Origin of the sequence: Pseudoflavitalea sp. G-6-1-2, assembly GCF_012927185.1 — a bacterium.
In the GTDB taxonomy this organism is placed as follows: Bacteria; Bacteroidota; Bacteroidia; order Chitinophagales; family Chitinophagaceae; genus Pseudobacter.
The window spans coordinates 288065-300246 of the sequence record NZ_JABBGB010000002.1 but is presented as its reverse complement, the minus strand read 5'-3'; the positions used below and the strand labels follow the sequence as shown (position 1 = coordinate 300246).

Genomic DNA, 12182 nt, shown 5'->3' with positions numbered 1-12182 from the left:
AATTAAGTTGTGAGAGAAAGTACATAAAATGCAAAACCCGCTCTGAGAGCGGGCTGCACATATCTTCCAATTGCAATGCTGCAATGTTTAGTATTTAACAACAGGTTTGTCGTTAACAACCATGGTGTTGGTCCATCTGTCCTGCCATGGATTACAAGGATCACCGAAGGCGCTGAATGCACAGAAAGGAACAGCGCGGCTGAAGCCTCTGCCAAAAGCCGTACCGAAGGTAATGGGAGTGCCATCCGAATTCACAGCTCTGGTTTTGGTGATGAATTTGCCGATTGATTTTCCTTTGAGCAATCCTTCTACTAACGACATATACAATCCGTAGAAGAAGAGGGTGATGATACGGTCCAGCAGATTGAAACTGGTACTGTCGTCGTCCAAAGAGGCCAGTGTTTCCGGAGATGCAGCTGCAATTCCGAAAGCCACCACAAAGATCAGGATGTAAAATACTACCAGGTCAATTATGTAGTTGGCTAAACGTTTACCTGAAGTGGCTCGTTCGAATTCAAATTCATCAGACAATAAATCCACGGGAGATTCTTCAATTTGGTGCATGGGGGTTTAATTTTTAAGGGTCATAGTTGGATGATTGATCTATTGGGCTGATCGGTTTTCAAAATACAAAACAAATCGGGATTATTGAACAAGATAATCTCACTGAGCATGTTGCAATTAATCAACAGTACATCATATAATTCTTTTTGTACAGGCATTGTAACCGGAGAAGTTGGCAGTATGTTCAATTAATAGTACTTTCGCCCCGCTTTGGTTCCCGGCATACATTTCACGATGTCGGGATTAATAGGGAATCAGGTGAAAATCCTGAACAGACCCGCTACTGTAAGTTCTGCAACAACACTTCGACATCTGCACGCCACTGTTTTTAGTGAATAAAAATGGGAAGGCCGTCGAAAGTGAGAACAAGTCAGGAGACCTGCCAATGCAGATAGGTTTTAAGCTTTCGAGGATGAGGCTTGAATACATCTTAAACTAATTTATTTCAAGGTCTTTTGTTTTTGTTTGTCATCCGGTAGGTTATCCGAGGAAATCAATTATCAATGGCATGTCAGCAATGTGTACGCTGCCGGCATAGCATTTATTTATTGATGTACACTCAATCCGAAAGCAAGTCCGGAACAATTTATTGCTGAATCCACAGGTGTTATTCCTGTTTTTTCAACTACGCAAGGCCAGGTGAAATAAAATCATTCTCAGAAAATCATCGTCAGTTATCTGCTTCAAACCTGCATCAGCAGATAGTTGTATCGTTTACTGCCGGCAAGAAAACAAACCGTTCTTCCGGATGGCATCTTCATGCATGGATGCAAGTGCAGGGAAACCGAAAAAATAACTTATGAAAAAAAGTATTTTGCTGAAACTGCTCACCGTTGTTTTGTTCTTTGCATTCGCCTGCAAAAAAGAACAGGAACGGGCTCCCAGTATTTCCGGAGTAGGGTCGGAGACAATAGTAATGAACATCGGTGACAAGATGGTACTGGCGCCCAACGTCACTAACCTCAAAGGCAACAAATACACCTGGCTGATCAATGGGAAGGAAGCAGCCACAGGCCAGCTCAATTTCACTTTCGAAGCTGCAGAGCCGGGAAATTTCGATGTAGCATTCAAAGTAGAAAACCCTGGAGGATCAGACAGCCAGACATTCAAAATATTCGTGGAAAAAGCCATTGCCATTTCGATGGAAAGCAAACTTACTGTTGCCATGTGTGAAGTAATTGACATCACTCCATCGGTAACAGGGCCCGACAGAAATGATTACACGTATGAATGGCTGATCGGAGATTCAGTAATTGGCAAAAACAAGCAGTTGAATTTTATCTCTCCTGCCGCAGGCACTTATGATCTTACCCTCCGTGCCACAGCTGGCAAACAAACAGCAAGCGCTACACGCACCATTACAGTTAAGCCGGCAACGTATGTAAATAATGCCTTTACCGTTTTGGAATATCTTCCTGCACCGGCTAAGAACCACAACTGGTCTATCATTGGCGATGCAGAGTTCTGGGATTACGGCAGTGAGTTTCCCCTTGGCTACACCGATTTTCTGGCAAAAGCCACTGAGATCAGAAAGCAGGATTTCAGCGCTGCCCTTATTCTTGGCTCCTGGGGTGGATCTGCTACGTTCAAATTCGATCACACAGTAGTGAATGCTCCCGGCAAACCCGATCTGGAATTGTCTGCAACTTATTCCAGACTCGATCTCCCGGCTGTGTATGTGGCATACGATCGCAACAAAAACGGACAACCGGATAACGATGAATGGTATGAGATCAAAAACGAAGATTACGGAATAGAAGATCTGCCGGATTATGCTATCACTTTCACTTATCAGAAAACAGAAACCGACGCAAAAAGAATATCCACTTATTTCAACTGGCAGGACAATCAAAAAGAGCCGGCGAAAGGAGAAGTGATCAATACAAAATCTTACAGCAGTTCCATGACCATGGATGGATTGCTCTCAACAAAAGGTTTCTTTCCGGGCTACAACATGATTGACTTTCCTTCCAAACAGGTAGGGTTGCTGAATGGCTGGAAAGACACTTTCACGCGCACTGGAAAACGCATCACCAAAGACCTCACCGGAGCCGTTTCATTTTCTCAAAAACTGAATATCGATATCGATCAGGCAGTGAACAGCAAAGGCGAGCGTGTGCAGTTGCCGGGAATCAACTTCGTGAAGATTCAGAAAGTGGTGTATCCGTTCCAACAGGATTTCATCAATGCCGGCGGAGAAAAGAAAGACTTCAACATGGAGGAAGGACGCATGTTGCACGTAGCATCCATTACAGACAAGCACCTCAAAAATTAATAGAAAGCCGGGCAAACCGATTTTTAAATCTTATCTAAACTTAGAACTATGAAAAAAACAGTTCTTACTAAAACACTGATAGCTGCGGGCATTTGTCTTGTTGCTGTTTCGTGTTCCAAGCAAAACGATCTATTGTCTCCGGAGCAGCAGCAATCTGCGAAAGCAGGTCAGAATGCTTTGACAAGCACCACGTATACCATCACATTCGAGGGGTTAAGCCGCAGTTATCTGGCCGATACCACCTCTTATGCAGACAATGCTTATTCGGCTTATGGCGGCACCAAAATCACTCCCTATGTACATTCTCCAAGCAATCTGAGATTTGCCATCAAAGGCGCTGGCGGAGCATCTCCGGTGAATTACTGGGACGGCGGTTTTATTGTTTCCGACTGGAATCACAAAGCGAACATTCCTGGTAAAACAGGGGACTGGTGGTACTCTTATCTCAATCAGGCCAGTGTGTATTCCGGAACTTCCGGCGCTAAGAATGGCGGTTATGGCGGAAGCAGCAATTTCGCTGTAATGTTTGGTTATGTGGATAGCTACAATTCGTCCTATGCTACACGCCCAACGATGAACTTTACATCCGGCAGCGGAGTGGTACAAGGCATGTACGTATGTCTCTCCTCATACACTTATGGAGTTATCATCAACGGCAATACATTCGGCGGGTCTGGCAGTGCAACACCACTCAAAGATGTAGCGGGTGGCAAAGGCTATCTGAAACTGCAGGCATACGGCTTTAACGGCAGCACTGCAACCAATGGCGGCAATCCCATTCAGATAGATCTGGCAAAGTATTTCAATCACCTGCCGGTTGTGGGTCCGTTGACTTCCTGGACCTATTTCAACTTGTCTGCTTTAGGCACCGTAACAAGAGTTGAATTCAATATAGTAGGTAACGACAGTGGTACTTACGGATTGAATACACCAGCCTATGTGTGCATGGATAATGTTGAAGTGACTATTTAAGGGAGTAAACATCAATATACCGCCCGGCTTTCTTAATAAGCCATCATTAAAAAATGGCAGTGCATTAATCAATCTTACAAAATGAACAATCGACATAAATTACTGGCTTACCTGACCTTCGCTGCAATCTTTATCGCAAGCTGCGGTAAAAAAGATGCTGCGCTTCCTGAAGCTGCACCTGTGATCTCAGGGCTCGAGCAGGAGTATTACGTACTGGTGAAAGAAGCCATACTGCTGAGTCCTGTGATAGAAAACAGAGTGGATTCGCTGGTATGGCATGTGAATGGCCAACGCGTTGCCAATGCCATGAAATACAATTTTCAGGCGTCTGCTGATCCCGGTTCGTATAGCCTGATAGTGATGGCATATAACTCAGGCAATATTTTTCAGAAGGTGATTCAGATCACAACAGGCAGATACGTAAACCGGCAAACGTACACCAATACCATCCTCACACTGGATGCTTCGGAGAAATTCGCCAATAAACCCAATGTGAAATGGGAAGTACTGACAGCACCATCTGAACTCTTCAGGTTATCACAAAGCAACACTGCCTCTGCACAGTTCAGCACAGTGAACAGAGGCGTGTACAAACTGAGGGTATCTTCAGGAGAGCTGGCAGATACGCTGCTTGTTACCGTGAAACAACCCGATCAATTGCAATCTCCCTATATCAAAAAAGTATTCGATTATCTGCCTGCCCCAGGTCAGTTTGTGAATGAGCTCCCTGAATATGCAGCTGGCGATTCCTACGAAACCATGCTCAACAAAGCAGCCAAAGAGCTTACAGGAGAGAATGCCAACATCGTCACTTTAGGAGGATGGGGTGGATATGTAGTGGTTGGCTTCGATCATACCATTGTGAATGTACCGGGCAGAAACGATTTCAGGATCGGGGGAAATGCATTCGGTGCAAACGCCAACCCTCGTCCCAATGCGCCTTTCGGCGGAAGCTGCGAAGCAGGAGTGATAATGGTTGCCTACGATAAGAACAAAAATGGCAAACCGGATGAAGATGAATGGTACGAGATAAAAGGCAGCGCCAATTTCACGGCGGAGAACGAACCATGGTACAGCGCTGCTGTGAGCAAAAATCTCGATACAAGAACCTTCCGTGATTATGAAATGACGTATCACCGTCCGGCTACAGAAACTCCGGATGGCACGCCTCAAAATCATGTAAGCATTAGCAATTACATCAGGTGGACAGATAACCAGGGGCAGCAAGGATATAAAGTGAAGAATACATTTCACTCACAGACTTATTACCCTGCATGGGTGAAAGACAGCAAGCTTACTTACAAAGGTATCCGTCTTTCGAGCAATGGTTTGGATGAGAGCGGACAGGGAAGCTATTACGTGTTGTATGCATTCAGATACGGATATGCAGACAACTATCCTAATGCACATAACAATTCTGGCATCGATATAGACTGGGCCATCGATAAGAATGGCAAAAAAGTTGATCTGCCGGGCATCGACTTCGTAAAGATCTACAACGGCGTAGATCAGGACAATGGCTGGCTGGGAGAAGCTTCCACCGAAGTAGGTCGTGGAGAAGACCTGCATATGCTTGGCACAAAGATCGAAACGATTTTTCCATAGGCCATGCTTTCCGTTTACAGACCAATAGAGCAGGAACTGTCGGGCATCCACGCATTCACTTTGAAAACAATAAACAGGTAAGTATAAATCAATCAGCTTTTAAGATTATGAAAAAGAGTTTTTTAGTATTAGGAACGTCTATTGTTCTCGCTACAGTCTCCTGCTCCAAAGACGATAAGATTGAGCCGGTAAAAGCAACAGAGGTAGAAATCGTGAATGTGTTTTCAAAAAATTCAATTGCACAGGAAGATACTGTAGTATTCAAAGTGAAAGCTACTCCGGGCAGTTCATTCGCCTGGACTGTAAATGGCAAGAGTGTTGATGCGAAAGATTCCATCTTCAAATTCGTTTCGAATGATCTGGGTGAGCATGTGATTGCTGTAACAGCTTCAGCCAACGACAAAAAAGCTTCTTCTCAAACCAATGTAACCGTATATGGGAAATACAAATTCGGAACATTTGTGTTGAACGAAGGAAACATGACTTCAGAAAACGGATCACTTACTTTCATCAGTCCACTGGGAAAAGTAACGGACAACGCCTATTTCAAAGCCAACGGCACAGATCTCGGAAATGTAGCGCAGGACCTCTACGTTCATAACAACAAAGTGTACATTATCTCTCAAAATGGTAAGAAAAACGCAATGGGGCAGCCAGTTGTCAACGATGGACTGCTGGTAGTTGCCAATGCGGAAACACTCAAAAAAGAAGCGGCTTATGACGAAGAATTGGCTTCGCTCAGCTGGCCTACACACATAGCAGTGCTTAATGCAGAAAACGTTATCATCCGCGACAACAATGGCTTGTATCGTTTCAATACAGTTACCAAAGCACTTACGTTCATCAAAGGATCGAGATCAGCTGCCAAATTAACCATGGCTGTATCCAACAATAAAGTTTTTGCTGCTGCCGGATCAAAGATCTATGTGATCGAGGCAAACAAAGACACATTGAGTTACGGCTGGGATATGAAAGCATCTGTAAGCGGTTTGGTAAAAGCCCATGACGGAAATATCTGGGTATCTACTACCGGATCTCCTGCTAAGATCTCCAAGATCAATTACAGAGATTATTCTTTGATCAAAGCCAATGATATCACAACAGGCAGCCTGAGTTCAGGATGGGGAGCAACACCCGGCATTACTGCCAAAGGTGATACACTTTATTTCAGCGGGGCCGGAACAAAAATGTATCGCCATGTATTCAGCATCGGATCAACGGAGTTTATGGCAGATGCTAAGAGTATGATTGAAAACGCTAACATCGTTTACAACAATATTGCCGTGCATCCTCTTACAGGTGAGGTTTACATGAACACCATCAAAGGATATGGCATGGATTATCTGAACAACAGTTGTGCTGTATACAATTTCAGCAATCGTGCTGCTGTAAGTGCGAATTATAAGAACTATACAAAATTCCCTGCGGGTATATTCTTTACCTACAATTTTGAATAAAACAAATTGATTCCAATATCGTAGGGTTGCTCTGTTTCTCAGGGCAGCCCTTTTTTGTTGGGTGCAGGAAATGCCGAAACTGCATCAAAGTGTCTTCCACTCGTTGTCGGAATCGTTGCCGTCCATGAAAATATTGCCATCCAATTTCAGCGCTGCGATAGTCTTATTGGTTTTGATACTCAGCTTTGCCTGTTGCTGATTGGCCTGCCAGATTGCAGGAGTCTGATGCAGTGCAGCTTTGCTGCCATCAGTGTAAGTAACAAGCACATCGAAAGGGATAGCAAAGCCGCCCACATTGCGGATGGATACTTCATATCCCGAATTTGTTTTTGCCACCTGCTGAATGGCCAGATCGATATGATTGAAAGTGAAGAACCAGTTATTCCAGAACCAATTGAGGTTTCTGCCGGAAACCTCATTGAAGGTGTTGAAGAAATCCCATGGGATAGGATGTTTGCCATGCCAGCGCTTCATATACTCCTGCAGGCATTTTTTGAACAAGACATCTCCCAGTAAGTCTTTTGCGGCAAGATATCCGAGTGCTGCCTTGCCATATTGATTTGCTCTCAGCGCATTTCCGGCAAGGGATGTGCCCGGCGCGATGATGGGTATTTCAAAGTCTGATGAAAGATCCTTTGTAAATGGTGCGATACGGAAATCTTTGAATTTCTTGTTGGCGACGGCAGCGTTTTCATCGAGACCAAAGAGATATTCCAGTGCGGTAGCCCATCCTTCGTCCATAAATCCATACTTCGTTTCATTGATGCCCATGTAAAAAGGCATGTAGGTATGTGTAACCTCATGCACTACAGTGAGCAATGCTTCTGCAGTGTCGGAATCATAGGTATCGTCGTTGCACATCATGGGATATTCCATATCGGCATGTCCCTGAAATACGGTCATTTTTTCGTAGGGGTAGGGAATGCCCGGCCAGTTGCGGGACAACCATCGCAGCGTTCGCTGAGTAAATCCGGCCACATGCGGGTAATCGATCGCAGTATCGTTGTAAGCGGTCTGTACGCTTGCGCGACGGCCAGTGGATGCATCAACAACAGTACTGGCGGCATCCCATACAAAATGGTCGCTGATGCCAAACGCCATATCTGGTATGTTACTGGCCTTGAATTGCCAGGCATTCATGTTGTTTTGAGCAGTTACTTTTTTGCTTTGCAGATCAGCTTTGGTTACTACATGAATTACCGCATCACTTGTTTGTGATTGCTGATAACGTTTAGCGATATCGGGCTGCAATAATGTTTCAGGATGTTGCAGTGTGCCGGTTCCCCAAACGACAAAATTGGCTGGTACATTTACTGTTACCGTATAATCGTTGAAATCGCTGTAGAACTCCTGCTGATCGGTGAAATTGGTAAGATCCCATCCGCTCACATCATCATTCACTGCAATACGCGGATAGAAATAAGCGAGGAACATGGTAGTGGAATCGACCATGCCTTCGCGGCCATCCTGCACAGACAAATCGAAATGCCAGTTGAAAGTGAATTTCACAGAATCCCCGGGCATTACTGCGTTAGGGAGCTTCACACGATGCAGTACAAAACCATTGGGGTAGGGCCAATCCTGCTGCTGATTGTTCACAGCAAAATGATCGATATGCACACCGGAAGTGAGGTATCCTTCGAATTTATTGCCATTGCGCATAGCGCCTGGTTTGTGGATGTTGAGCAGTAATCTGAATACCGGATACTGCACTGGTTCCGGGCTTGTGTTGAAATAGATGATTTCCTCCGTGCCCCGTATAGTGCGGTTCGGTGGAGTAGCCGTTACAGCTATATTGTATCGTGCTTTATTCTGCCAGTATTTTTTACCGGGATGTCCGTCAGCAGAACGGGTGCCGTTTTTGTAAGCCTGCTGAACATCGCGCGGCATGTATAAGTTTTGTGCATTGCTGCAAAAAGCGATACTGCAAAGCAAAGTGCTGAATAGTAGAATACGAACCATGTGCATAGTTTTAAGCGTGAGCAATATACCAAAAGATGAGCTATAGCCCTGCCTGATTAGACAAGCGGCTGATTTTCTCCAATGAAATGTTTGCGAAACCGACGCAGTTCAACTATGACTTGTTCTTTAGAAATTTATCCTTGAATATTTTTGTATGTTCTTCTGCGTTATCGAAGCAATCTTTGCCTCTGGCTTCAACAAAATGCTGCTTAAACCATTGATGGATGCGGGTTGTATCATGGGTGAACTCAGCGGACTTATCTGTTACTTTGCCCTCATCGATAAACTGTGTACTGTAGCTGGTGTAAAACAATAGTGCTGTTTTGCCATCATCATACATTATCGAGTTAGGCCCACTGAGTCGAATTACTTCTTGCGTCTGCCATTGGTCCGATTTTACATATGGACCATCTTTGTGCTGATCTATTTTGAAATCGGGGGCAGATCTGGAAAAATAGAAATCAAGGTAACGATGATTGGCTGTAATTATTTCTGTGGCTTTCTCCTGACTTACCTGTTCAAAATATCTTTTCTTATCAGCATTGCGCCAAAACCAGCAGTACATATTGAAATGAAGTTCTTCAGCCATGAAAGAAATGAATCGTTTCAGATCGTTATGAGCCCAGTAGCTGCTGATGGAAGTGAGATTGTATTTGAGAAAAGGTTGTTCGCAAAAAATCAATGGCTCATCGATCAGTTGATCCGTAGGAGAATAATCGATGTCAACAGACATCGCTTTCTTTTCCAGCTGACATTGCGTGCAGCTGATTGCAACATTCACTTGTTTTATGTCGGGTGTGTCTTTGCGGGGAATGTAGTCGAAACGAACAAAGAACCATTCGTTTTTGCATTTGCATTTTGTAAGGCCGGGCGTTTTTCTGGTTTGAATGAGGTCGAACCAATAATCCGCGCTATCGAGTATCAGGTAGTTCTTATTGTCAGCAGCAGTGAACAAACCCACTGCTTCATCTTTCATTATCCTGATTTGGAATTTCTTTTCTCCGTCTTTGGTGATAATGTCTTTAGAGAGCAATTGCATGATAATGTTGGATGAAGACTGTTTAAAGTTTATCGTTTTTATTCAGAATGCTACCGGCGTCCTTTGCTTCTGTAATCTTTGAAACTCCCTTTCTGCCTGCCCTTTTTCTGATCGTTGTCTTTCTGATTGTTCCCCGCATTTTTTTCCGGACGATTGTGCTGCGGCTTTTTTTCGGGTGCAGATTTCTGTCCGGAGTTTTCTTTCTTCCAGTTACCGGCCGGCTTCTTTCCTGCCTGTGCTTTGTCTTCTTTTCTGAATGCAGGTTTTGCGGCTTTGGTATAACCAGCCCTGGCTTTGTCCTTAGGCGAAAAATCAGGTTTGGAGCCTGTTGACTTATTGCCGGTTTTCTTGTGATTACCAGCTGCTGGTTTGTCGTCTTTTTTGAAGGTTGGTTTCGCCGCTTTACCGCTACCAGTCTGTGTTCTGTCTTTAGGAGCAAATTCAGGTTTGGGAGCAGTTGACTTGCGTGCAGCTTTTTTATATGCACCATTTGCTGGTTTCTCCGGCTTTTTCTGCTGGCTTGAATCTGCAATGTCTTCCATGAGCAGCGACAATTCAGCTTCACTGAGGTACCGCCACTTGCCCACAGCAAGTTTGTCGAGGCGGATGTTCATGATGCGTACACGCTGCAATCCAACCACTGCATAGCCCAGGTATTCACACATGCGCCTGATCTGGCGATTGAGCCCCTGGGTTAGTGTGATCCGGAAAGTCTGACGCCCCATCATCTGCACCTTGCAGGGGAGGGTGCGCGTATCGAGAATAGGCACGCCCTGCGACATCTGCTGCACAAACGAATGATCGATGGGTTTGTTAACTCTTACGATATATTCTTTCTCGTGCTTGTTATCGGCTCTCAGGATCTTGTTGATGATATCTCCGTCGTTGGTGAGCAGAATCAGTCCTTCAGAATCTTTGTCGAGCCTGCCGATTGGAAAAATCCTTTTGGGATAACCTACAAAACTGATGATGTTATCCTTGATGTGCAACTCAGTTGTAGTAGTGATACCAATAGGTTTATTCAATGCGATGTAAACACGTTTCTCCTTTTTGGCGGCGGTTATGAGGCTGCCATCCACTTCTACCGTATCTCCGGGTTTGTACCGATTACCCAGCGATGCTGGTTTATCGTTCAGCAATACCCGTCCTTCGGTAATGAGATTATCCGCTTCTCTTCGTGAACAATAGCCCGTATCGCTGATAAACTTGTTTAAACTGATCGAATTATCCAAAATGGTATCTTTTTTAGAGTGTAAGCTGGTGCTTCCGGGTACAAATGTCTGGAATTGACAACGAAAAAAGCGATTTCCTCCAAAATCCCTTCAGATTGGGCGCTTTGAACGGCAGCTTCAGCTTATTCCCAAAAATCTGATAATTCGGCTGAACTGCACGTTTGAGCAGCGTCTTTTTCATATTTTGTAACAGCCCTGACAATGCAGCAAATGTAATTTCATTGAATCTAAAACCGAACTGGCAGCATGAGCAATATTCCATTTACAACGATCGACTGGTCGACAATCGAAAAAACTATCCATCCCGGAACTACTGGCGAAGCATACTGGCAAACGGTGCAGTCAGCCGGACTTCGTATCCGGATTGTAGAATACTCCGAAGGTTATCTGGCCGATCATTGGTGCCAAAAAGGACATATTGTGCATTGCCTCGAAGGAGAATTCGTTAGTGAAATGGAGAATGGTTCAGCGTTTTCACTCACCAAAGGCATGACCTATGTAGTTTCCGATAACCTGAGTTCTCATCGCTCAAAAACAACCGGACCGGTAAAACTGCTGATCATCGACGGCGATTTCCTGCAAAACAATTCAACCAATAAATAAGCGTATGCGAAAATTCTCCTCATTCAAACATTTGACATTATTGTTGTTGCTCATTTCCGGCCATACTGCCCTGATGGCACAGAAAAAGGAAAACGACATTGCGAAAGAAAAATGGCATTGGGGTAATAAGCTGCAACAGGACACTACTGCCGGATATGTGCAGGTACTCAAAGTAGACAACATACTCTATATATCCGGAGCCGTAAGCACAGAGATCACTCCGGAAGGAATTACGCAGGTGTATAAGGCGCTGGAACGTTCGTTGAAGAGCTTTGGAGCCAGCTTCCAGCATGTGGTAAAAGAAAATCTTTATACTACCGACATCGATGCCATGAAGAAATACAACAGTTCCAGAAAAGCATTCTACAACAATGATTTTCCTGCCGCTACCTGGGTGCAGGTTTCGAGATTATATATGCCCGATGCTAAGCTGGAAGTTGAGCTGGTGGCACATCTTCCCAAAAACTGATGAG

At 44.5% G+C, this 12182-nt stretch carries 10 protein-coding genes and 1 riboswitch; of the genes, 6 read left to right on the top strand and 4 right to left on the bottom strand.

Features of this window, described 5'->3' with window-relative positions:
- Window positions 1-87: 87 nt before the first annotated feature.
- Window positions 88-564 (bottom strand): RDD family protein, encoded by a 477-nt coding sequence (locus HHL16_RS10885; RefSeq protein WP_169425233.1) that lies wholly within the window; start codon window positions 562-564, stop codon window positions 88-90.
- Window positions 565-758: 194 nt separating this feature from the next.
- Window positions 759-966, top strand: a riboswitch (cobalamin riboswitch).
- Between the two features lie 397 nt (window positions 967-1363).
- On the opposite strand from HHL16_RS10885, the gene HHL16_RS10880 reads away from it, so the two are divergent.
- From HHL16_RS10880 to HHL16_RS10865, 4 genes are all read left to right on the top strand, one after another.
- Window positions 1364-2839 (top strand): PKD-like domain-containing protein, encoded by a 1476-nt coding sequence (locus HHL16_RS10880; RefSeq protein WP_169425232.1) that lies wholly within the window; start codon window positions 1364-1366, stop codon window positions 2837-2839.
- A 48-nt stretch (window positions 2840-2887) separates the two neighbouring features.
- Entirely contained in the window at window positions 2888-3811 is a 924-nt protein-coding gene (locus HHL16_RS10875) for a DUF4465 domain-containing protein (RefSeq protein ID WP_169425231.1), read from the top strand.
- An 81-nt stretch (window positions 3812-3892) separates the two neighbouring features.
- Complete coding sequence (locus tag HHL16_RS24815) at window positions 3893-5416, top strand: hypothetical protein (protein ID WP_206022378.1); 1524 nt, start codon at window positions 3893-3895, stop codon at window positions 5414-5416.
- Window positions 5417-5523: 107 nt separating this feature from the next.
- Window positions 5524-6873, top strand: a complete 1350-nt coding sequence (locus tag HHL16_RS10865; RefSeq protein ID WP_169425230.1) for a DUF5074 domain-containing protein — start codon at window positions 5524-5526, stop codon at window positions 6871-6873.
- An 84-nt stretch (window positions 6874-6957) separates the two neighbouring features.
- Here the strand turns inward: HHL16_RS10865 and HHL16_RS10860 are convergent, their stop codons facing one another.
- The 3 genes from HHL16_RS10860 to rluF form a co-directional block, all read right to left on the bottom strand.
- Window positions 6958-8835, bottom strand: coding sequence for a M1 family metallopeptidase (locus HHL16_RS10860; RefSeq protein WP_169425229.1), 1878 nt, complete (start codon window positions 8833-8835; stop codon window positions 6958-6960).
- A 112-nt stretch (window positions 8836-8947) separates the two neighbouring features.
- The gene (locus HHL16_RS10855) at window positions 8948-9874 is read right to left on the bottom strand and encodes a hypothetical protein (RefSeq protein ID WP_169425228.1); all 927 of its coding nucleotides are present in this window, start codon (window positions 9872-9874) and stop codon (window positions 8948-8950) included.
- Between the two features lie 50 nt (window positions 9875-9924).
- Window positions 9925-11106: a 23S rRNA pseudouridine(2604) synthase RluF gene (gene rluF / locus HHL16_RS10850; protein WP_206022376.1), complete on the bottom strand. Its 1182-nt coding sequence runs from the start codon at window positions 11104-11106 to the stop codon at window positions 9925-9927.
- Window positions 11107-11352: 246 nt separating this feature from the next.
- Here rluF and HHL16_RS10845 point away from each other — a divergent pair, with 246 nt between their 5' ends.
- Both HHL16_RS10845 and HHL16_RS10840 read left to right on the top strand, forming a co-directional pair.
- Window positions 11353-11709, top strand: a complete 357-nt coding sequence (locus HHL16_RS10845) for a DHCW motif cupin fold protein (RefSeq protein WP_169425227.1) — start codon at window positions 11353-11355, stop codon at window positions 11707-11709.
- Between the two features lie 4 nt (window positions 11710-11713).
- Window positions 11714-12178, top strand: coding sequence for a RidA family protein (locus HHL16_RS10840; RefSeq protein WP_206022374.1), 465 nt, complete (start codon window positions 11714-11716; stop codon window positions 12176-12178).
- Window positions 12179-12182 lie beyond the last annotated feature (4 nt).